General features: G+C 56.7%; 23 protein-coding genes. 10 read left to right on the plus strand and 13 right to left on the minus strand.

The window, feature by feature from the left end; genetic code table 11:
* Positions 1 to 99 precede the first annotated feature (99 nt).
* Complete coding sequence (locus B3Q33_RS10290; protein ID WP_273010271.1) at positions 100 to 1,050, plus strand: alpha/beta hydrolase; 951 nt, start codon at positions 100 to 102, stop codon at positions 1,048 to 1,050.
* 90 nt (positions 1,051 to 1,140) lie between these two features.
* Here B3Q33_RS10290 and B3Q33_RS10295 read toward each other — a convergent pair whose 3' ends face one another.
* Positions 1,141 to 1,563 (minus strand): helix-turn-helix domain-containing protein, encoded by a 423-nt coding sequence (locus tag B3Q33_RS10295; protein WP_035245442.1) that lies wholly within the window; start codon positions 1,561 to 1,563, stop codon positions 1,141 to 1,143.
* Positions 1,564 to 1,626: 63 nt separating this feature from the next.
* Here B3Q33_RS10295 and B3Q33_RS10300 point away from each other — a divergent pair, with 63 nt between their 5' ends.
* Positions 1,627 to 2,127 (plus strand): DUF2938 domain-containing protein, encoded by a 501-nt coding sequence (locus B3Q33_RS10300; protein ID WP_273010184.1) that lies wholly within the window; start codon positions 1,627 to 1,629, stop codon positions 2,125 to 2,127.
* 124 nt (positions 2,128 to 2,251) lie between these two features.
* A complete protein-coding gene (locus B3Q33_RS10305) occupies positions 2,252 to 2,614 on the plus strand; it encodes a DUF6164 family protein (RefSeq protein WP_273010183.1) in 363 nt (120 codons plus the stop codon).
* Positions 2,615 to 2,661: 47 nt separating this feature from the next.
* Here the strand turns inward: B3Q33_RS10305 and B3Q33_RS10310 are convergent, their stop codons facing one another.
* Together B3Q33_RS10310 and B3Q33_RS10315 are read right to left on the minus strand one after the other, a co-directional pair.
* Complete coding sequence (locus B3Q33_RS10310; protein WP_272961629.1) at positions 2,662 to 3,507, minus strand: lysophospholipid acyltransferase family protein; 846 nt, start codon at positions 3,505 to 3,507, stop codon at positions 2,662 to 2,664.
* A gap of 157 nt (positions 3,508 to 3,664) precedes the next feature.
* Positions 3,665 to 3,937, minus strand: a complete 273-nt coding sequence (locus B3Q33_RS10315) for a hypothetical protein (RefSeq protein ID WP_273010182.1) — start codon at positions 3,935 to 3,937, stop codon at positions 3,665 to 3,667.
* Between the two features lie 237 nt (positions 3,938 to 4,174).
* Here B3Q33_RS10315 and B3Q33_RS10320 point away from each other — a divergent pair, with 237 nt between their 5' ends.
* Positions 4,175 to 4,348, plus strand: a complete 174-nt coding sequence (locus B3Q33_RS10320; RefSeq protein WP_198030612.1) for a hypothetical protein — start codon at positions 4,175 to 4,177, stop codon at positions 4,346 to 4,348.
* A gap of 230 nt (positions 4,349 to 4,578) precedes the next feature.
* Here the strand turns inward: B3Q33_RS10320 and B3Q33_RS10325 are convergent, their stop codons facing one another.
* A complete protein-coding gene (locus tag B3Q33_RS10325) occupies positions 4,579 to 5,178 on the minus strand; it encodes a TetR/AcrR family transcriptional regulator (protein ID WP_273010181.1) in 600 nt (199 codons plus the stop codon).
* A gap of 139 nt (positions 5,179 to 5,317) precedes the next feature.
* Between B3Q33_RS10325 and B3Q33_RS10330 the strand changes: the two genes are divergently transcribed.
* Positions 5,318 to 6,328 (plus strand): SDR family NAD(P)-dependent oxidoreductase, encoded by a 1,011-nt coding sequence (locus B3Q33_RS10330; RefSeq protein WP_273010270.1) that lies wholly within the window; start codon positions 5,318 to 5,320, stop codon positions 6,326 to 6,328.
* 13 nt (positions 6,329 to 6,341) lie between these two features.
* Here the strand turns inward: B3Q33_RS10330 and B3Q33_RS10335 are convergent, their stop codons facing one another.
* Positions 6,342 to 7,241: an EamA family transporter gene (locus B3Q33_RS10335; protein WP_272961633.1), complete on the minus strand. Its 900-nt coding sequence runs from the start codon at positions 7,239 to 7,241 to the stop codon at positions 6,342 to 6,344.
* Positions 7,242 to 7,527: 286 nt separating this feature from the next.
* The gene (locus B3Q33_RS10340; RefSeq protein ID WP_052042478.1) at positions 7,528 to 8,415 is read right to left on the minus strand and encodes a metal-dependent hydrolase; all 888 of its coding nucleotides are present in this window, start codon (positions 8,413 to 8,415) and stop codon (positions 7,528 to 7,530) included.
* Between the two features lie 425 nt (positions 8,416 to 8,840).
* Between B3Q33_RS10340 and B3Q33_RS10345 the strand changes: the two genes are divergently transcribed.
* The 4 genes from B3Q33_RS10345 (at position 8,841) to B3Q33_RS10360 (ending at position 12,948) form a co-directional block, all read left to right on the plus strand.
* A complete protein-coding gene (locus B3Q33_RS10345) occupies positions 8,841 to 10,442 on the plus strand; it encodes a GMC family oxidoreductase (protein WP_273010179.1) in 1,602 nt (533 codons plus the stop codon).
* Between the two features lie 285 nt (positions 10,443 to 10,727).
* Positions 10,728 to 11,477, plus strand: a complete 750-nt coding sequence (locus B3Q33_RS10350; RefSeq protein ID WP_273010269.1) for a DUF1223 domain-containing protein — start codon at positions 10,728 to 10,730, stop codon at positions 11,475 to 11,477.
* A gap of 16 nt (positions 11,478 to 11,493) precedes the next feature.
* Positions 11,494 to 12,306 carry a MipA/OmpV family protein gene (locus B3Q33_RS10355; protein WP_273010268.1) on the plus strand — a complete coding sequence of 271 codons (813 nt, stop codon included), beginning with the start codon at positions 11,494 to 11,496 and terminating at the stop codon, positions 12,304 to 12,306.
* A 222-nt stretch (positions 12,307 to 12,528) separates the two neighbouring features.
* The gene (locus tag B3Q33_RS10360; protein ID WP_035245466.1) at positions 12,529 to 12,948 is read left to right on the plus strand and encodes a universal stress protein; all 420 of its coding nucleotides are present in this window, start codon (positions 12,529 to 12,531) and stop codon (positions 12,946 to 12,948) included.
* 138 nt (positions 12,949 to 13,086) lie between these two features.
* Here the strand turns inward: B3Q33_RS10360 and B3Q33_RS10365 are convergent, their stop codons facing one another.
* From B3Q33_RS10365 to B3Q33_RS10375, 3 genes are all read right to left on the minus strand, one after another.
* Positions 13,087 to 13,509, minus strand: coding sequence for a tetratricopeptide repeat protein (locus B3Q33_RS10365; protein WP_272961639.1), 423 nt, complete (start codon positions 13,507 to 13,509; stop codon positions 13,087 to 13,089).
* A 124-nt stretch (positions 13,510 to 13,633) separates the two neighbouring features.
* Positions 13,634 to 14,152, minus strand: a complete 519-nt coding sequence (locus B3Q33_RS10370; RefSeq protein ID WP_272961640.1) for a cytochrome b/b6 domain-containing protein — start codon at positions 14,150 to 14,152, stop codon at positions 13,634 to 13,636.
* A 5-nt stretch (positions 14,153 to 14,157) separates the two neighbouring features.
* Entirely contained in the window at positions 14,158 to 14,424 is a 267-nt protein-coding gene (locus B3Q33_RS10375; protein WP_035245471.1) for a PepSY domain-containing protein, read from the minus strand.
* Between the two features lie 424 nt (positions 14,425 to 14,848).
* Here B3Q33_RS10375 and B3Q33_RS10380 point away from each other — a divergent pair, with 424 nt between their 5' ends.
* Positions 14,849 to 15,511 (plus strand): cupin domain-containing protein, encoded by a 663-nt coding sequence (locus tag B3Q33_RS10380; protein WP_272961641.1) that lies wholly within the window; start codon positions 14,849 to 14,851, stop codon positions 15,509 to 15,511.
* Positions 15,512 to 15,614: 103 nt separating this feature from the next.
* On the opposite strand, the gene B3Q33_RS10385 is transcribed toward B3Q33_RS10380, so the two are convergent.
* From B3Q33_RS10385 to B3Q33_RS10400, 4 genes are all read right to left on the minus strand, one after another.
* Entirely contained in the window at positions 15,615 to 16,595 is a 981-nt protein-coding gene (locus tag B3Q33_RS10385; RefSeq protein WP_272961642.1) for a transposase, read from the minus strand.
* Between the two features lie 216 nt (positions 16,596 to 16,811).
* A complete protein-coding gene (locus B3Q33_RS10390) occupies positions 16,812 to 17,270 on the minus strand; it encodes a hypothetical protein (protein ID WP_272961643.1) in 459 nt (152 codons plus the stop codon).
* 336 nt (positions 17,271 to 17,606) lie between these two features.
* Positions 17,607 to 20,750 (minus strand): efflux RND transporter permease subunit, encoded by a 3,144-nt coding sequence (locus tag B3Q33_RS10395; protein WP_273010267.1) that lies wholly within the window; start codon positions 20,748 to 20,750, stop codon positions 17,607 to 17,609.
* An 11-nt stretch (positions 20,751 to 20,761) separates the two neighbouring features.
* Entirely contained in the window at positions 20,762 to 21,970 is a 1,209-nt protein-coding gene (locus B3Q33_RS10400) for an efflux RND transporter periplasmic adaptor subunit (RefSeq protein ID WP_232222153.1), read from the minus strand.
* Positions 21,971 to 22,057 lie beyond the last annotated feature (87 nt).

Here is a 22,057-nt window from a genome sequence, read left to right on the forward strand (position 1 = left end):
AAGGGGCCCTCTCCCATAGTCTTCCCGGTCATCTTGTATGGTATTCAAGAATGCTACGCTTTGCTCTTGAATGACATACAAGAAAACCGGAGCCCGACAATGAATACCCTGCGGCACAGCCCCCAAGACCTGACCTGTGACAGTCAGCGAACCGGGTTTGACTCCGGCGGAACCTGGTGTGCAGCCACCCTGCACCGGCCAGCGAAGGCCTCAGCAGAAACACTGCCGGCTATCCTCATGCTGCACGGCTGGGGCGGAATACAGGATGCGTTAACGGTGTCCTACTACGAGGAATTTACCCGGGCGGGCTATGTGGTCATGACTTTTGATTATCGCGGCTGGGGCGACAGTGCCGGCCTGCCGCGACATGTGATTTCCGCCCGCCAGCGGGTGGCCGATGGCGATGCCGCCCTGGCCTTCCTGAAAAGCCAGCCAGGCATCGACCCACGTCGCATCGTGCTGTGGGGCTCATCCTTTGGTGGGGGCCATGCGGTGGAACTGGCCGCCGAGCACCCTGAATTGGCCGGGGCAATTGCCCAGGTCCCCATGCTGGATGGCATGGCCGCAGTACGCGCTGTCCCCCTGCCACGGCTGTTGCGCTTTGGGATCTACGCCATGGCAGACCTGCTTAAGCCGGGCCAGCCGATCTACCTGCCCGTGGTCAGCAAACCCGGAGCGTTTTCCTCCATGGATCGGGACGATGCCGGCAAAGCCCTGCAACTGGCCGAAATCAGCATCGGTCGTCGTTACGACAACCGCGTAGCAGCCCGCTCCATGATGACCATGGGCCCCTACCGTCCTTTCAAGCGCCTCAAGGACATCCGCATCCCGACTCTGCTGCTCGGTGCCAGCCAGGATTCCGTCGCCCCCTTTACGGAAAGTACCCTTCGCAAGGTAAACAACCCCAACCTGACCATCACCAGCATTGAAGCCAATCACTTCGAACCCTATTTCGAACCGGCATTCAGCGGCGTGATACGCCAGCAACTGATGTTTCTGGAAGGACTGGACGGCTTTGCGCAGGAGGCAGATCAAAGGCAGAGTGCCTGACAGTGAAACGTTGAGCCGCTGACGCCACTCTCGTGGCGTCATACCCGTCCAGGTCGATCTGCACGCTTGCCGGCTCTTTGTTTTCCCTTTTTATATGTCCTGACTGCCTCGTTGTTTCTCCACTTTCATCCGTGCCGACGCAATGTTCATCAAACGCCGGAACTGTACGCATTCAAGGTGACTGGGCGCCGGGCATTTTGCCGCATGGCGCAGGCCGTCACGCATGGCAGACAGTTTGCGGATAGTGTCATCCAGCGCATCGGCTTTTGCCGACAAGGCATGCCGGTCGATGCTGGGCTCACCGCCGGCATCGAACATTTCGCCGATTTCATCCAGCGTGAATCCCGCTGCCCGCCCCAGGGCAATCAATGCCAGCTGGTCCAGCACTCGCGGGGCAAATATCCGCTTTAGCCCTCTGCGCCCCGTGGAGAGGATCAGCCCTTTCTCTTCGTAATATCGCAGCGTCGACGCCGGCACGCCGGACCGGCGCACCACTTCGGTAATATCCAACACGACCTTAACCTCAAGCCAGCTTCAAGTTGCAGATTATCATCAAAGTCATCTTGAGGAAGCCCCATGGATAACGTCACTGAGTTCCTGAGCAGCATCATTGTCATCGGGATTTGCGCCACCCTGGTCATGGACGCCTGGAGCTGGCTACGCCAGCCCATACTGGGAGTCGCTCCACCCAACTACGCCATGGTTGGCCGCTGGTTGCTGCATATGCGCCACGGGCAATTCCGCCACACCGCCATTGCCACCTCACCCGCCATGCCCGGTGAAAAGGCCACGGGCTGGCTGACCCATTATCTTACCGGCCTGGCCTTCGCGGGGATTCTGCTGGGTATAGGAGGGCAAAGCTGGATCGACCAGCCCACCCTGGTGCCGGCATTGCTGGTTGGCATCGGCACTGTTGCCGCGCCGTTTCTGTTGATGCAGCCAGGCATGGGGGCCGGCATTGCGGCCTCCCGCATGCCGACGCCCAACGCTGCCCGCCTGCAAAGTCTGCTGACCCATACCGTATTTGGCCTGGGCCTGTATCTGGGTGGCTGGGTGTCACAGGGGATACTGGGTTGATGATCACGCTGAACATGGCACCCGGCGATAGTAACCATTGGCCTGTGCAGCCATGTATCCTGTACCAACCTCTGCACCTTGCCCGTGTCTCGCGGGCAGGCCTGGACACATCATCAGGAGCGCCATGACCACCTTACTGCTGAATCTGCGCCGGGTTCCGGACGACGAGGCCGATGAAGTTCGCGCCTTGCTGGAACAGCACCAGATCCTGTTCTATGAGACCGCCCCGAGCATGTGGGGGATCTCCTCCGGCGGCATCTGGCTGACCCAGCCCGATGACCGGGAGCGAGCCAAGACATTACTGGCCGACTATCAGCAGGAACGCGCCCGGCGTCAGCGAGAGGCCTATGAGGAGGCGCAACGGGAAGGGACGGCCCCGACACTGGCAGGGCGACTGCGTGAACAGCCGCTTCGCGTGGCAGGATTGTTCGTGGTGGTGCTGGTGCTGTTACTGGTAACGCTGCTGCCGTTTCTGACTCTGGGTTAGGGACACTCTGGAGAATTCCTTTTCTACCATGCCCCCGGTCTTGTTGCTCAGTGCTTGCGTGCACCCAGCACTTTGCGCCAGAGCGGGCGCGGCTGCTCCTTGCGTTCTTCATCCATGCGGGAAAGCATGCCGGTAATGGCATCCGAGACCTGTTCACGCAATTGCCAGAGCACCGCAGGATCTTTTTCCTGGCCTTGCAGGTGAGCCGTTGGAATGGGCTTGCCGATGGCAAAGCGGAAAGGCTCGGCCTTGGGCAGCAAGGTAGGCCCGATGCCTTTCACTAACGGCATGAACAGATCACCGCCGCGCATCAGCGAGTTGATCTTGTCGTTGCCCAGCAACCGCTTGCCAAGCCAGCCGTTGGCAAAATCGTCACCGTCATAAACGATGTCGTAGGCCTCATCACAGCCCAGTGAGGCAAAGGGGATAATGTCGAACCCCTGCTCAATGGCCATGTAGACAAAGCCGGTTCGTTTCTTCCACACCAGCTGGTTGATCTCGTCCCGACGCTTGGCCACCTCGCGGGCGCCGCCCGGAAAAACCAGCACATGCTGGCCGCTTTCCATCAGTCGGCGACAGTTTTCACGGGTACCCGGCACGGCGCCAAAACGAGTCACCAGCTTGCCCCACACCGGCGTCGGGAAGTGGAAGTGATCCCCCAGGGAGCGCGGGAACACCCCGGTCTGCCGATACAGTTCGTAGACGAACAGCGGGGAATCCAGCACGCCCATCAGCGCGTGATTCCCCACAAACAGGCCCGGTCGCTGCGGGTCCACATTCTCCGCGCCTTCCAGCGTCGCGTCGAAATAGCGGCGCTGCATGGCCGTCACACCGGCCATGGTGCGCAGGGACGGCGGGCGGAAATCTTCAATGGGGATCTCGATATCGGACACGGTTACCTCGGTCTGTCTTCGCTGGTGTCAGCGCCAGGGTGGGCAAGACTAGCATTATACAGGCTGGATACCATGGCAGGGCCGCCGCTGACGGCCAGTCGACAAGGGCTTGAAATCAGCGACGAGAAGGGTTCCCGTCCGGAAGTGCCAGCGGCAATCACTCGGATGTATCGGCTTGCGCCAATTGCAGCAGGTCGCGGGCGTAGGCATTCACGTCAAAGGACGCTTCTTGGTTCATGCTGACAGCAATATGCGCTGCCAGCACATCCGCCATTTTTTCCAGCGCTTCTTCACGACCCACCCCCTGGCCGATCAGGTCCATGATCACCAGCCCCGCCTCACGGGGGTGGCCATCGGCAATCTGGTTTTCCACCGCGTCCACCAGAGCCTTCTGTGCAAAATCGTCTTCTGCCTGTTCCATTTCCTGCATGATACGTCCCGTTCTTTATTCACTTAGCGTCGTGCACAGGATATCACCTGGTGTTCCATCCCATAACAACAGACAAGCCATCCTCGGCCCTTTCACCGCCAAACCACCACCGGGTAAAGGGCGGCTCTCCATAAATGTATATACATTGACTATCTATATGATAGCCGATAGGGTTATTGAGTGCCGCGCTTAAACCGGCGAACATGCTGCCCTATTTTCTTAATGACGGTTATCGATATGTCGAAGACCAAAACGCCAAAGAAAAATAGCCAGCTGATCATTCGCATTAATGATGAAGAGCGTGCTCGGTTTGTCTCACTCTGTGAGGAGCTAGATACCAGTGCTGCACGTGAGGTACGCCGGTTTATTCGCAGCTTTATCAAGGACCAGGAAAAGCAGTCCGGCAATTAGCCGTATTTCCCCGGCCCGCTACAACTATCCAGAAAAGGAAACTGCGATCATGTCCAAGCGTAAAAAACTGAAGAAAGCGATCAAGAACAGCAAATCCAAAATCTCCAAGCAGGAAAGCACGCTGAAGAAGTTGAAGAAGAAGCTCAAGAAGCTGTAAGCGCTTCCAGAATCAAGGGCCAGTTCCGCTGGCCCTTCTTGCCCTGATCCAGATCAGACCTTCCCGCCCCGCCTCAATCCTGAATCAACCAGGCAGTCAACTTTGACGCCAATATATCCAGCACGGCCTCCTGATCCATCCCGGACGGAGCCATCAATACCAGATGCAGCAAACTGCCGGCGGTTGAGGTAGCCATCAGGTAGAGCGAGTAAGGATGCACCTTCACCCGATACTGCTGACGGGTTTTCTGCAAGCCGGTCTGCAAAACTTCCTGCAATTCTTTCTGCAGTTGCCGGGTCGCAGGTAGCCGGTGCAGATACGGCACCTGAAATACCAGCACCCGCAACAGCTTGCGATGCCTGCGCATCAGCGAATACAGCGCGCCCAGAAAATGGCGCATGGCCACATGCAGGTCGTTACGGTTATCGGTCAGATCCAGGCGGTTTTGCAGCAGGGACGTGGTTTCCGACAGCAGCTCTTCCGTAAGGCGGGCCACCACGGCTTCCTTGCCCGGGAAATACTCATACACCGAACCGATGCTGACTCCGGCCACCTCGGCGATGGCATTGGTGCTCAGCCCCGTATAACCATGACGTTCCAGAATCCGAGCACAGGCGCCCACCATGGCAGCCACCGACGCCTTCGAGCGCGCCTGCTTGGGTTCTTTTTTCATTTTGAAATCAGCAGCTTGCCACTTTTCTGTGCGCATGATTCAAAGGCCTGTTCCAGTCAGCAAATCCGAGTTTTTCCGAGTATATGCTCAGATTACAATGGCTGCACGAATACTCCTTGCCGCAAGTTATGAGACCCGTATGGCCAACGATATCCAGTTCAGACGCCCTAGAATCGGCCCCTATATCAGCCGCTTTCGTAATCATTGGGCCTGGAATGCCAAAAGCCTGCTGACGCCCCGGCAGGCCCTGCACGACCGCGTGCAAGGCAAGGTGGTATTACTCACCGGTGCCAGTTCCGGCATTGGCGAAGGCGTGGCTGAGAAACTGGCCGATGCCGGCGCCACCCTGTTGCTGGTGGCGCGCAATGCAGAAAAACTGGAAGCCATTGCCAGCAAAATAAAAAAACGTGGCGGCAAGGCCTGCATTTATCCCGGCGACCTGACCGACCTGGAAGAGTGCGACCGCATCTGCCAGCAGGCTCTGGCGGATCACGGGCGGGTGGATATTCTGATCAACAATGCCGGCCGCTCCATTCGCCGCTCGATCAAATTTACCGTGAACCGTTTCCACGATTACGAGCGCACCATGCAGCTCAACTATTTTGCCGCGCTGCGCCTGGCCGTGAACCTGTTACCGGGTATGGAAGCCCGCGATGAAGGCCATATCATCAATGTATCCACCGTGGGCGTGCAGGCCAACCCGGCCCGCTTTTCCGCCTACCTGGGTTCCAAGTGGGCACTGGAAGGCTGGACCTGGGTAGCGGCCAATGAATATGCCCATACCAACCTGCGCTTTTCTTCCATCAACTATCCGCTGGTGCGCACGCCAATGATTGCGCCCACCAAAATCTATGACTACCTGCCAGTGATGTCTCCAGAAACGGCGGTGAACTGGCTACTGGATGTGGTCATCACCCAGAACAAACGCAAGCTCGGCATTTTCGGCAAGGGAGCCCTGGCCATGTATTACCTGCTGCCGAAGACCTCTGAGTCCATCGTTAACCTGAGCTACCAGAGCCTGTTTGAAACCCCGCCGGCAGATTATGTGTCGCGCAAGGATCGCTCTACAGGCGACGATGCCATAGCAGACAGGGACAACGACAGAAAGGTGAGACCGTTTCGTGCCAGAGAGAACAAACACCGGGCCTAGCTGGCCCGTCTGCTCAGTGAACACCCCAGCGGGCCGGGAGCCGGCCTGGACCGGAATACACACTCAGTGCCGTCACCGCCACCAGTATCAATATAATGCCAACAACCTGAGAACCAGCCAGGCTTTCATGCAATATCAACACACCAAATAATGACGCGGTCACCGGCTCAACCATGGCCACGATGGAGGCCACGGCCGGAGCCACATTCCTGAGGCCGACCACATAAAGCACAAACGACAGCCCTGCGCCCAGAACACCCAGCCCGACAAACAGCGGCCAATCCGATGACTTGGCGGCCGCCATAATCTGACCAATATCCGCCGGCCACACCAGCATCATGACCAACACCGAAAATGCGATGAACAGAATCGCCTGGGGACTGCCATGGGGTGCGGCGTATTTGAATCCGAAAATGAATACGGCATAGCAGACCCCGGCCAGCATACCGGCAGTAACGCCGATCACCGTCACCCCTTGCGCCCCCATGTCATACACGCGGGTCAGCAAAACGATACCCAGCATCACCACCGCAATGGCGGCCCACTTCAAAACAGATGGCTGCTCAAGTCTCAAGGCAAACGACACCAGGTAAACGAACACCGGTGCGCAGTACATCAGCGTGGCCGCCACCGCCACACTGCCCTGGGAAATACTGAGAAAATAGAACGCGAAATTACCGGCGACACCCAGGCCGGCAATCACAGACCAACCCCATAAGCGCTGACTCGTCAGGCCATGCCCACCCGGCTGCAGCATCAGCCAGACCAGCACCAGGAGCAGACCAATCGCGCCCCGGTAGAACGACACCAGGTACGCACTCCAGCCTTCGGCCATCAACATACCGCCAATGCCACCTGACAGCCCCCAGCACAGGGCCGCCACAATCACCAACGCTGTGCTCACGCGCGCCATCTGCACTCCCGCCTCCCTGGCACCCTGCAAGGCGCGCCAGGCGACAACGAACGAACCAACACGCAAGCCGCATTTTCATGGGCTCTCATCTGTCACTGAAACGCAGATTTTTTCTGTATCCAACATCCGCGGAAAGCACCGCAGGCAGGTCGGAAGCAGTCAGTCGTGGTCGTCACAGGACCACGGGAACGTGATCACCGGTGAGAAAAGGGAAGGTCATAAACGCCGGCTGACACCACGGTCATGCAGACCATGATGCCAGCCCTCAAGAAACAGGCGGGAACAATCAGGCGGAGGCAGCCGCTTCCTGCTCAGCCAGGAAACTGTCGATCTGCAGCAGCAACTCACGGTTATCGTGATCCCAGGGATGGAAACCCGGGCGGAAGTAATCCAGGTAGTTGCCTATCTGCTTACGCAGCATGCCGATATCGCCGAAGGTGTAGTGGAAAAACTTCTGCCAGCCCTTCCAGTCCGTCAGCTTGCCCTGCTCGCGCAACACTTCAAGAAAGACCGGAATCACCAGCCCCCAGAACACCACCGTTGCCAGACCCAGTCCGAAACAACGCAGCCCATAGGCGCCAACACCTTTACCCATGACCGCCGTCCAGACATCAAATGCCACCGCCTTGTGCTCGGTTTCTTCCAGTGCATGCCAGCGCCACAACGCGGCATAGGCCGGGTCGGCGCCTTCAACAACGCGAGGATCACTCAACACACTATCCGCGAGCAGTCCGGTGAAATGTTCCAGGGCAATGGTGCCGCTCAGGGACACCGGGGCACTGTACTTGTTGAAGGTCTTGAGCACGCCCTCCACCAGACGCTCGAATTTGGGCGCCACCGAGGAAACCGCAAACAGGGCATCGTTATATTCTTCATGCTCCCGGCCATGCATGGCTTCCTGACCGATGAACGCGGTCACCGCCTTCTTCAGCTCGGGGTCGGTAATCTGATCCCGGTAGGCACGCACACTGTCGATAAAGAAGCGCTCACCCACAGGCAGGATGGTGGAGAAGGTGTTCAGAAACGCCGTCAGCACGGGCCCGCCCGGAGTGTGCCAGTCTGAAATCCGTTTGGGGTCCACGTTGAAGCGAATACTCCTGCGCGTCGGCACCAGCATGGGCTTGGCGCGGGTATTATCTGTTACCAGACGTAGCGCTGCAGACAGCTTTCTCATTGTAATCTCCAGTCATCATAATGCCCTCAGGCACACTGATAGCATGCCGGGAAAAACAAGGGCCTCATCTAAACATACGCAGGGACCCTTGGCACGATGCTAAAACTTGCATCGCACAAGCCATTATTCATAAGGCACCAGCCGCCGTTAAAGCCACGTGAGCCCTGATTCAGCATACCGCAAAGCGCGATGGGAAATGGCCTTATCAGGGCGACTTTTCACTGTCTGCGGTTTGTATGGAAAAGGTCTCAGGAGCGCCCTGCCGGTCACACAAACAGTACTTACCACCACAAAAACCCGGTGATAATCTGTTTCACTGACGTTGTGATGGATATCGGTACCCGCCCCCACCAGCGAACCCTGGCCGGAACAGATGCCTCTGTCGAGCCGCACCGTAAATAACAGACAAGAAAAGGGATGCAGCCATGGAAAACGACTTTGACTATCTCATTATCGGTGGGGGATCCGCAGGGTGTGCCCTGGCCGGGCGACTGAGTGAAGACCCGGACACCCGCGTCTGCCTGCTCGAAGCCGGGGGCCAGGGTGACGGGCTACTGGTCAATGTGCCCTCCGGCGCCGTGGCCATGCTCTCCAAGCCCATCAACAACTGGGTCATGGAAACCGTGCCGCAGAAAGGCCTGAATGGCCGCCAGGGTTTCCAACCCCGTGGCAAGTGCCTGGGCGGCTCCTCCGCCATCAATGCCATGGTCTATATCCGTGGCCACCGCGAAGACTACGATCACTGGGCCGCGCTGGGTAATGACGGCTGGTCCTACAACGATGTGCTGCCCTACTTCCGCCTTAATGAACACAACGAGCGTCTCGATAACGAATACCACGGCACCGACGGCCCGCTCTGGGTCAGCGACAGCCGCACCGGCAACCCGTTTCAGGATTACTTCCTGGATGCCGCCCGAGAGTGCGACATCCCCATTACCGATGACTTCAACGGCGCCGAGCAGGAAGGTGCCGGGGTCTTTCAGGTCACCCAGAAGGATGGCGAGCGCTGGAGCAGCGCGCGGGCTTACCTGTTTCCCCACCTGGATCGGAAGAACCTGCAGGTGGAAACCCTGGCCCAAGTCCAGCGTATTCTGTTCGACGGTAAGCGCGCTGTGGGTGTGGAATTCAAGCAGGGCAAACAGCTGCGTACTCTCCGCGTCCGCAAGGAAGTGCTGCTGTCTGCCGGGGCCTTCCAGTCTCCCCAGCTGCTGATGCTGTCCGGGGTGGGCGATATGGAGGAATTGAAAAAGCACGACATCCCTGTGGTGCATCATCTGCCCGGCGTGGGCAAGAACCTGCAGGATCATCCGGATTTCATTTTCGGCTACACCACCGACAGTCCGGCTACCTTCGGCCTGTCACCGGGCGGCATGTGGCGGGCGCTAATGGCCATGGCAACCTATCGCAAGGAACGTCGCGGGCTGTGGACCTCCAACTTTGCCGAAGCCGGCGCCTTCCTGAAAACCCGGCCGGAACTGTCCGCCCCGGATCTACAACTGCACATGGTCACCGCCCTGGTGGATGATCACGGTCGCAAGATGCACTTCACCCAGGGCTACTCCTGTCATGTCTGCCTGCTGCGCCCGCGCAGCCGGGGCAGCGTGCAACTGGCCAGCGCCAACCCGGACGACCTGCCCCTCATCGATCCGGCGTTTCTGGACGATCCCCAGGATCTGGAAGACATGGTGGAAGGCTACAAGATCACGCAGAAAATCATGGAAGCGCCGTCACTAAAGCGCTGGATGAAGAAGGACATGTTCACCGAAAATGTGAAAAGTGACGACGATATCCGTGAAGTGATCCGCCAGCGCGCCGACACCGTTTACCACCCGGTGGGCTCCTGCAAGATGGGTACCGACGAAACTGCTGTGGTCGACCCGCAATTACGCGTTCACGGCATCGAAGGGCTGCGCGTCATCGATGCCTCCATCATGCCCACCCTGATCGGCGGCAACACCAACGCGCCGGCAATGATGATTGCAGAAAAAGCGGTGGATATGATTCGTGGGAAGAGCCGGATTGGCTAGCCGCTAGAGCAAACCCACCAAACGCCCCGCCGTCGGGACTCCAATCCGGGTCATGCACGGATTTTGCGAATGGCCTTCGCAGAATCCATGCTTCCGGGAGCTTCAGCTCTATCATTTCGTTCAGTTATGCGTGTGCTCTTTTCCTAGAAGAAGCCTGCTGCGCGATTGCCTTTCCACAAAGTTTCCCATCCTACCATGGCACTCTAGCCATTTCGTCCAGGCCTGACTGTAACGAACTCTGCCTACTGACATCAAAGCGCTAACGGAAAACATAGGACATCTCTTATGCGAGCGCCGCTCAGCCTCTTTCTTGTTCTTGTATCTACCCTGCTGAATGCTGACAGCAGGCCCCTGACATTCAACAGCGGAGAACAAAAAGTCTCACTGATTGAGCTTTACACCTCTGAGGGCTGCAGCAGCTGCCCGCCGGCAGACCGGTTTCTTCGATCGCTGGGAAAGCAAGAAGGGCTATTTTCAACGTTTATCCCATTGTGTTTTCACGTGGATTACTGGGATTACATCGGTTGGGCAGACCCTTATGCCAGCCCGGCCTTTAGTGACCGGCAACGTCGCTACGCTCAGATTCACGACTCAAATCGCGTATACACCCCTGGTTTTTTCATCAACGGCAATGAGTGGCGCGGCTTTTTTCAACGTGATCGTAACTGGCGGGGTTCCCTATCACGGAAAAAGGTTGGTGTTCTTTCGGTTACCTACCAACACCCGACATTGCAGGCCACGTTCGAGGGCAAGCTTCCCGATAGCGCACGGCTCAATACCGCATGGATCGGCCTCGGCCTGGAGTCCTCAATACAACGTGGAGAGAACCGCGGCAAAACCTTACAGCACGATTTCGTTGTTTTGCAGTGGAAAAACCAACCCATGCCGTCTTCTACCGTGACCCTCACGCTACCTTCTCCACCCGACAACGGACAACAACGCACCGGGCTGGTGGCCTGGATAAGCCAGAGCAGCGACCCCAGGCCCGTACAAGCCGCGGGCAGTCTCCTGCCGTCAAAAACCACAATTCATTAAAGTCTACGGAGACTCCATGTTTGCCAACAAATACTCTTCGGCATGTATTCGTAACGTCGCCGCCAGCCTTCTTTTTCTTTCCTCTTCACTGGCCGTGGCAGCCCCGACCGCTATCAACACGCCGCTTTCTCGGGCTCCCCTGGATGACACCAGCCACTTCGGTATCGGCGCCACAACGTCAATCACCGAACGGCCTTTTGTCGGTGTCGATAAACAAAACGAAGGGCTCCCCTATTTTTCCATCCGCTATAAACGCTTCAGCCTGGAAGGCCTTGATGTCGGCCTGGATCTCTTTAAAAAAGACAATAGCGTATTGGGGCTGGTCGTCACGCCTCGCTTCTATGAAGTCACCTCAGGCTTTGCTGACAATGGTGAACTTAACGGCATAGAGACAACACACCGCACCGTCTTTGCCGGGCTGTCTTATGACTATCAGCATTCCATGTATCAAATATCTGCCAACCTATTGAAAGATATAGGCAATGAGAGCGACGGCCTGGAAACGAGCATTACTGTCAGCCGCGGGGTTAACTGGGGAGATTTCACCATCGCGCCATCTCTGGGACTGGTTTGGCAGGACGGTCGATTAGTCGAGCATTTCTACGGGGTGGACGCCGATGAAACTGCGCCCGGCCGACCCGCCTATGGTGAACATAGCTCACTCAATTATCAGGCCGCCTTGACCGCTATCTGGACGCCGGGAAAACACTGGCACTTTCTTGCTGTCGTCAAAGAGGATTATCTTGGAGAGGGAATTTCCGATAGCCCTATCATTAATGAACGGTCGCTTACCTCCGTCGCGATAGGCGGAATATTTTATTTCTGGTGATATGCCAGGAACGATCGCCGTTTTAAAACGGACAATTTAAAACGATAAAACGGGCATTTCATTCATCAAATCTGCTATCGCTGATTTTTATTATTTCTACCTGATCTATTGCCCTGGATCAACGACCGGCCCATCTTTTTGGCAACATCCGCTGATCTATGCCACCCTTTTCAATGTGAAATCTAGTGATGCAATCACTGACTCGGAATAAGGAGAAATGCCATGTACCGGAAGATACTCGTTCCCATCGACCTGGCACACACCGACAAAATGCCGAAGACTCTCAGCACAGCTATCGACATTGCCAAACACTATAGCTCTACGCTGTGCTACGTCAGCGTGACCAGCAGCGCCCCGTCTTCTGCAGCGCACAGCCCGGAAGAGCTGGCGGAGAAGCTCAGTGCCTTTGCCAAGGAACAAGGTCTGGCCCACGGCATCGACACCGACAGCAAGGTCATATCGACACCTGACACCGCCGTGGAACTGGATGACCGGCTCTTGGAAGCCATCAAGGACACGGGCGCTGACCTGGTTATCATGGCTTCGCACACCCCGGGCATTGCCGACAAACTTCACATTCTTCGTTCCAATGGCGCAAACATCGTCAAACACAGCGATATATCGGTTTTCATCGTGCGTTAGGCATGCGGCAAGCCGGGCCTTTCATATCTGGCGAAATGGGTGGGCAGACGACGCCATCCATGTCCTGCCTTGTTTCTCAAAGCAGAGGGGCACGCATAAATTCAGTCATTGCCGGGGCCCCTTATTCGCCTGCTGACTCTAGCTACCTAGTAGGCCTTCCAGCAACTCATCAATTTCCGCTTTGAGTTCTTTGTCCTCAATCTTGTTAGCGCTGACTTTTGCTTCTTCCAGCTTCCTGATTGCCGCATCGGTTTGGCCTAGATCAACATGCAATTTCGCCATGGAGAATGCGATAGATGAGAGGTGGTCTTTGGAGTTGATCTTCTCGGCCTTCGCCAGGGCTTTTTCGTAGCCCTTCAGTGCCTCTTCCAGATCTTCGGTAAAGTCAGCCAGGGTCTCCCATTGCTCCGGGTGGTCCTTGTCGGTGTTTTCATTCTCGGTACAAATGGCCTGTAGCTGCGCATAAAGAGAATCAAACTCGCCTTTATTGCCTTTTCTATCAGCCTCCATCAGCTGTTCAGCCAGCCCATAAACTGCCTTGTATATCTTGGTGTTAATCATTTTCGCTCTACTGCCAGTGTGTGTGTACTGCCGATTAATGTTTATAGTTTGGCATGCTGCTCAGGGCTACCCAAGCGGGGGAACGCATCAATCAAGTCGCCACGTAAAATCCGGCTAATGCGTATTAGCGGCGACGGCGCCCGGTAATCATGGACAAGGGAAGGTTTTCCTTGAGGCGATAGCTTTCATACAACGCCCCCAGGATGTGGAGAACAACCAACCCCAGCAATGTCGTAGCGAAGCCCCAGTGCAGGTCTTTCACCCATTCAACCCCCCAGAACATGTCGGTTTCTTCCATCATATATCCGGTAGCGGCGAGTCCTGCCAGACACGACATCATGAGGATCATCACCACGGCACCAAGTGGTGTATGCCCTAGCCGACGGTAACCATCGCCACGCATCAAGCTGCTCCAGTGTGCAACCAGCCGTGACGGTGTAGGGAAGAAATCAGACCAGCGTGCAGCACCATGGCTCACAAACCCCCAGAAAAACCGCAGCACCAACATTCCCGCTGCGGTATAACCCAGAATAATGTGGAGATCGCCACCTTTTTCATTGAAAAAATAGTTGGCGACAAAGACAACAGCAACCGTCCAGTGAAAAATCCGGATCAGCGGATCCCAGACCTGAACAGTAGCCATTTGAATCAGTCCTTGATCTCGGTCTTCAGTGTTTCGCCGGTGACTGGATCATAGTAAATCTCAACTTTCTTGCCTTCCTCATTCCAGCCATACAGCTCGTAACAATCGCCATCAGTGATCTTGAACACCTTGACCTTGTAGCCATCGTCAACCAGCTTCTGCTCGAAAGCATCCTTATCCATCCATTTTGTACGATCTTTCTCCTGGCACTCAGGACCCGCAACGGCAGCGGCGCTCAGGGCAAGCAATGATGAAACGAGAACAATACGCATGTTTTTCCTCTTCGGGGTTGAAAACAAGGAGGCTGTACCGACCAGCATTCAACGGCACGGCCAGCAAGTTTGCCATATCTTTTCAGTCAAGTAACAAGCCGCAAAGTTCCTTGGCAGCTCATCCTGCCCGAGGCAAGCCTTCCTTGGCCGGCACCGTGCGGCACATTCACAAACCGTTCACAACGATGTTGGAAATTTTCCAATTAATGAGTATCACCTACTGCGCCGCACCCCGCAATTGGACAAGGCTCCGCTGCGTTATCGAGACACAGCCACCTTTATCGTCTGTCAAACCAAACGATGCACCGGCACGTTTTGTCTATCCCCCCAAAAAAGATCGGCCCTCAGCCATTCCTGGAAGCGTTGACCGCGACGCTTATCCCGGCAGACACTAGCACCCTCAATATTTTTAAAAGAGCGCACCATGGCCACCTTACTCAATGCAAATTTCGATCAACGCGTGGTCATTCGTCCCACGGATTACCGATGGGTCACCTCACCCATGCCCGGCGTTGAGCGCATGATGCTGGACCGGGTCGGCGATGAGGTGGCACGGGCGACCTCCATCGTATGTTATGCCCCGCATAGTGCGTTCTCTTCTCACACCCATGATGGCGGTGAAGAGTTTCTGGTGTTAGAGGGGGTGTTCTCGGATGAACATCAGGACTACCCAGCGGGCACCTACGTGCGCAACCCTATTGGCACCACTCACACGCCTCGCATCGGCAAGGAAGGCGCAACGATACTGGTGAAGCTGCATCAATTTGATCAGGACGACACCGAGCCAAAAGTGATCGACACCTTGAACACTGCCTGGCGACCGGGACTCGTCGAGGGACTGACGGTGATGCCCCTGCACGATTTCAAAGGTGAGCACGTGGGGTTAGTGAAATGGGCGCCCCATACCCAATTCCAACCGCACCAGCATTGGGGCGGGGAAGAGATTTTTGTATTGGAAGGTACCTTTTATGACGAGCATGGTTCCTACCCAACAGGAAGCTGGCTTCGTAGCCCCCACCTGAGTCAGCACGCGCCGTTTACCAGAGAAGACGGGGCGTTGATTTATGTGAAAGTGGGGCACTTATAAATGCATAACCACACCCTTCGGCACCTGTGACCATCAAAGCCGGTACTGCATGCCATTCTAATTCGGGACACGCATAAATTTAATCAAAAGAAATCCTCATCAATCAGCATGCGATTAGGTTTTGTCCCGACACCCATTTACGGCCTGTCGAGGCGGCATAGGCTTTCAATCTTTCCAGGCTGCCGACCGCAACAGGCAGTCTCTGCTTGCGCGGCTGCATATGCCGCAGCCAGGCCCTTTCATCAATACCAAGGCGATCCAGAATCCCTGCGGCCCGCTCCGAGATTGCACCACGCTTGTCTACACGCACCGCCCTTCCCGTACTGTCCACGAGCTCCAGATAGTCCATCAGCCGAAAACGGCAAACCGTATCATCGTCTTCAATTTCCACTGTCTCACTATTTACCATCGGGAGAAGACGAGGCATTTTCTTCGTTGCCTGGCGATCCCTGACCTCGCTAGCTCGTTGTTTCACCGAAGTATAATCCGGAGTTTCACGAGTACCGGCCATATCCGCCCGAACAGGATTGAGGTCCACATAGGCCATACACTGCAATAGCGCCTTTTCATCCAGTAACGCCTGGCACTTATAACGACCTTCCCAGAAGCGGCCCTTACAACAATCCTCTTCGTTCGCCCGCCGGGCAAGATATTCATTGAGACATTTCATGAACCAGCCAAGATCATAAAGCCGCTCCCGCCATTGGCCGACGATCTCAAGTGCCTTCAATGCCTCACCTTCCTGTGTTTGCCCGCTTAGCCAGCGCCTCACAATCAGTGGCCCACTGAATAACCGCATCCATCGCTCAGCGACTTCAGTATCTGACCAGGCCTGCGCCTGCTTCTGATTGAGTCGAACAACAACGTGATAGTGATTGGACATGACCGCATAGGCACAGAGATCAATGGCAAACACCTCGCCCAGCACCGCAAGACGATCCACCACCCATTGGCGGCGATGCTCGTAATCCTGACCGGAATAGTGGTCCTGACCACACAGAAAGGCTCGCCGAACACAGCGGCAGATGCAGTGATAGTAGGGAGTGGAGTCTAGAGAAACCTGGGTATATCTAGCACGGGTCATGGAGCGCCTCCTTGCTTATCCATGACCTCAATATACTGACCTTAAAAACAGTCACGTATCAGACATCGGCCATACTCAGCGTAGGAGATCTTCCAATTTATGGGTGTCCTCTATTTTCTGCTTCACAGGCCCCAGCGTAGTGGAGCCGGTTGCGATATAATGAGCGTAGCGAATCGCAACCGGCGGAACGTAGCTGGGGTCCTGTGCATGCGTTTGTTAGCAGCTTTTCGACAACTTATTAAAATACGCGCAAACATAGCTTTTGTATACTTTCACCAACTGATCTCTAAATACATCTTCGTCATCGCCAAAGGCCATATTTATTGCTTCTTGTATCTCGGGAAGATGTGAAAATCGACCTGAAGCGTTAGCCTTTTTGATTTCATGTATCAATGGCCAGCCTTTAACATTCCACGTTTGATATTCATCCCAAGCATCAGACAGCTCGCAAAGTAATGATATGGCAGAACCAGATTGTAAAAGATGAATATCTATTGCAAACGTATAACCCTCTGGCTCATAAATTGGTGCATCAACAAAATCAAGAGGCGAAAACCTGCCTCTCTGAATGTTATGCCCAAAACCTCTATATGACTCAACCATGTCGACATACATAAATAGGATGTCTCTTATTGCGTCGTACGCTTCTTGATAATTTTCTTCTGTTATATCCATACCATCCTTCTGGCCGGCTGCTAACAGCGTATTAAATTGCAGATGCGATATATCACTTCGCTGTATATCCCAGACCTACCCCACCCGAAGGATCACAGCAAACTGGCTACCGATCAGCAGCTTACCGCAAAATTACGAATCGCTCTCAACAGATTTTTCTTGCACTTGCGTGTTGAACGGGAATTTTTACTCGGACTTTTCTTGCATCCGCTTTTGCTAAAACTAACCTTGTCTCAGCAACTTACAAAGTTCTGTAAGCCATATCTTACAAATTCAAGTTGTGCGCTGATGAAAAACGGGACGCTACCCCCGACCTGGAAGGCCGGGGATATAAGATTATCGCTGTAACCCTGCTACCTTCTCCTTCGAAAACACCCCATAAAGACTAGGCAACACCAACAACGTCAACGCCGTGGCCGATACCAGCCCACCCACAATCACCACCGCCAGTGGCCGCTGCACCTCACTGCCCACGCCAGTCGCCAGCAACATGGGAATCAGCCCCAGCATGGAAGTCAGCGCCGTCATCAGTACCGGTCGCAGGCGTGATACCGCCCCTTCGAAGATCGCCGCCTCCAGGGCTTTGCCTTCGCGCAGGCGATGATTGATGGCTTCCACCATGACCACCCCATTGAGCACCGCCACCCCGAACAGGGTGATAAAGCCCACGGAGCTCGGGACGGACAGGTACTGGCCGCTGAGGGCCAGGGCGAGGATGCCGCCGATGAGTGCCAGGGGAACGTTGACCAGAATGAGAGCCGCCTGGGCTACGGAGCCGAAGGCGAAGTAGAGCAACAGGGCGATCAGGCCCACGGCGACGGGGACCACCATGGCAAGGCGTTGCTGGGCACGCTGCTGGTTTTCGTACTGGCCGCCGATGTCCACGCTGTAGCCGGCGGGCAGGTCGACGTCGTTGTCGATGGCCTGCTGGATGTCGGCGACTACGGAGCCCATGTCGCGGCCGGCCACGTTGGCCTGGATAACCACGCGGCGTTGCACGTCGTCGCGGCTGATCTGGGGCGGGCCGGAGACCAGGGATACCTCTGCCACATCCATCAGCCGCACCCAGGCACCGTCTGCCGCCTTGAGGCGAAGGTTGCGGATGGCTTCGGCGTCCTTGCGGGCGTTTTGCTCCAGGCGCACGTAGATATCGTAGCGCTCGTTGCCGTTGATCACCTGCCCGGCGCTGCCGCCACCGAGACCATTGCTGACCAGATCCATGATCTGATTGACGCTGAGGCCATAACGGCTAAGGGCGTTGCGGTCCGGGGTGACCACCAGCTGGGCTTCCCCGGCGATCTGTTCCAGTTGCACGTCGGTGGCACCGTCCACGGCTTTCACGGCCTGGGTGATGGCTTCGCCTTTTTCCTGCAGCACATCGAGATCCGGTCCGAACAGCTTGATGGCGAGCTGGGCCTTTACGCCGGAGAGCAGTTCGTCCACGCGCATGGCGATGGGCTGGGAAAAGTTGAGCAGCAGGCCGGGGTGTTTTTCCAGTTTCTGCTGAATCTTTTCCTGTAGCTCAAGACGATTGCTGGCGCTTTCCCATTCGCTGACAGGCTTGAGGCCGATATAGATTTCCACGTTGCTCACCGGCTCCGGGTCGCCACCGATTTCGGCGCGCCCTACCCGGCTGAGCGCGTAGGTGACTTCCGGGAAGGTCATGATTTCCTTCTCCAATTTTTTCCCCACGTCCAACGCAGTATCGAGACTGGAGGACGGCGCCAGCGTCACACGTAACGCCAACGTCCCCTCTTCCAGTACGGGCACGAATTCAGTGCCAATAAACGGCGTGGTAGCCAGCGCCAGGGCAAACAAACCCACCGCTCCACCGACCACCACCTGGCGGGCCTGCATGGCTTTGCCCAGCAGGGTGCGATAGCGGGCTTCCAGCCAGTGCATCAGCTTGTTGGGCTTTTCTTCCACGCCATTGCGGAACAGAAACCCGGCCAGTGCCGGCACCACGATCAGCGCCACCAGTACGGCGGCGGCCATGGCTAGCATGATGCTGATGGCCATGGGCACGAACATCTTGGCTTCCACCCCCTCGAAGGAGAACAGGGGCAGGAACACCACCAGAATAATACTGGCGGCAAAGAACACCGGGCGCGCCACTTCCTGGGCGGCGTCTTTTACCCTCAGGGCGATGCCACCCTGTGAGTCGTGACTGCCCTCTTTGCGGCTCAGGTGTTTGAAGATGTTTTCGACCATCACCACGGAGCCATCCACCAGCATGCCGATGGCCACGGCCAGACCACCCAGTGACATCAGGTTGGCGGACATGCCCAGGCTGGCCATCGCCAACAAGGCCAGGCCAATGGAAAGCGGAATGGACAGCAGCACCAACGCGGTGGCGCGGATGTTCATCAGGAACAGGGCCAGCACGATGACGATAAACACGAAGGCCAGCAGCAAGGCGGTGACCACGGTGCTCACCGCTTTTTCCACCAGATCCGCCTGGTCGTAGAACACCTCGAACTGCACACCGTCCGGCAGGGCCTTCTGGATGCGCGCTTCGCGGGCCTTGATGCCATCGATGGTGGCCTTGGTATTGGCGCCCATGCGCTTGAGCACGATGCCGGCCACCACTTCGCCCAGGGCTTCCGGTTCGCCGTTGGCATTGCGGCGGGTCATGGTAAGGGCGCCCTGACGAATCTCGCCGCCGAACTCCACTTCTGCCACATCGCTGACGCGTACTTGGGTGCCGTCCACTTCCTTGAGGGGAATGGCGGCAATGTCGCCGAGCCCTTGCTCGCCGCTGCCGACCCAGCCCATGCCACGAATTACCAATTGCTCGGCGCCGCGATCCAGATACCAGCCACCGGCGTTGCGGTTGTTGGCGGCGATGGCGTCCATGACCTGTTGCAGTGACAAGTCGTAGGCCAGCAAACGGGTGGGGTTAACGTTGACCTGATACTGGCGCACTTCACCGCCATAGCTGAGTACATCGGTGACGCCGCCCACCGGCATCAGCAGCAGTTTCACCACCCAGTCGTTGAGGCTGCGCAGTTGCATGGCGTCCACATTGGAGCCCGGCTCGGCGGTGAGCAGGTATTGATACACTTGGCCCAGGCCGGAAGTGTTGGGGCCCATTTCCGGGGTACCGACGCCGTCGGGGATATCTTCCCGTGCCGCCTGCAAGCGTTCGAACACCAGCTGGCGGGCGAAGTAGATATCCGTGCCTTCCTCGAACACCACGGTAACGATGGACAGGCCGGTCTTGGAGATGGAGCGCACCTCGGCCACCTGGGGCAACGCGTACATGACCGCCTCGATGGGATAGGTGATCAGTTGCTCCACTTCTTCCGCAGCCAGGCCTTCGGCTTCGGTGTTCACCTGTACCTGGACGTTGGTCACGTCCGGGAAGGCATCCAGTTTCAGGTTGGGGAGTTGCCAGCCGATCACGCCGATGGTGATGATCAGTAGTAGCAAGACAATGAGGCGGTTGTTCACCGCCCAATCGACAAGTCGATTAAACATGACGGTGATCCTCAGTGATTGTGAATATCGAAACCGGACTTGGCCATTTCACTGGCCAGGAAAAAGGCACCACGGGTGACCACGCGTGTGCCCGGTTTCATGCCAGTGACGATGCGGCGGTTTTCCAGTTGGCCGTTGAGTTGGATTTCCACGGGTTTGTAGTAACCCGGCTCTTCTTCCACGAACAGTTGCCAGTCGCCATCGGCGCTTCGAGTGAGCGCCTCTTCGGGCACGGTGAGCGCATTGTTGGGAGCAGCCAACGACAACGCCACATCGGCGAACATGCCCGGGTGCAACAGGTGGCCGGCATTGGGGATGGCCACGCGTACGGACAGGGTGCGGGTGACCGGGTTCAGGCGGTGGCCGGATTGGATCACTTGGCCGTCCACGGTGGTGTCACCCACAATGACCCGCGCCGGGGTGCCGGTGGCGATCTGCAGACCCGGCGTGGGAGGCAGCGCCGCTTCTGCCCACAGTTCGGATTCATCCACCAGGGTCACCAGGGCGCTGCCGGCGGTGAGCCACTGGCCTTGCTGAAAAGCATCTTCCAGCACCAGGCCGTCATCCGGGGCGGTGAGAGTGTAGACGCCCTTTTCGCTTTTGCCGGCTTCGATGGCAGCGATGGCTTCGTTATCCAGGCCATAGCCTTTAGCGCGGGCGCGCAGGGCCTGATAGTCGCCACGGGCATCCAGGTAACGCTGGTTGCCCACGGTGCGACGGCCCAGATTGTTGACCCGCCGCCAGGCATCGGCGGCCACCTGCAAATCACTTTGCAATTGCGCCATGGCCGGGCTGAACAGGGTGGCGATGGGCTCGCCCTTTTCCATGTGCTGACCCAGGGTAGCGCTGCGCGATTGCACCTGGGAGTCGATGCGTACCGGTACTACCCAGGTGCGATACTGGTTGCTGATAATTTCTGCCGGGACGGTCAGGGTCCGGGTGGCGTTGGGTTCCGGCTGCAGGGTGATGACCTGCAGGTTCAGCATGTTCTGCTGTTCGGTGGTTAGCTCCAGGACCGTTTCTTCCTCATGGGTATCTTCGGAGGCATCACCGTGGTCATGGCTATCGTGGCCGGCATTGTCGTCCGGTGCCAGTTGCTGGGCATGCTGCTGTGTTTCGTTGCTTTCGTTGTGGGCATGGGCGTGGTTTTCTTCGCCCCAGGCGGGGAGAGATAACGTCGCCAGCAGCGCTATCGCCAATGGCTTTTTCTGAAGTTTCATTTTGATTTTCATAAAATTTCCAATTTTTTTGTAGGAGCGCCGTTAAGGGCGCGAAGAAGTTGGCACCGCTTGTCGCAGAAACCATTC

It is taken from the genome of Alcanivorax sp. UBA3183 (genome assembly GCF_002364155.1).
GTDB lineage: Bacteria > Pseudomonadota > Gammaproteobacteria > Pseudomonadales > Alcanivoracaceae > Alcanivorax > Alcanivorax jadensis.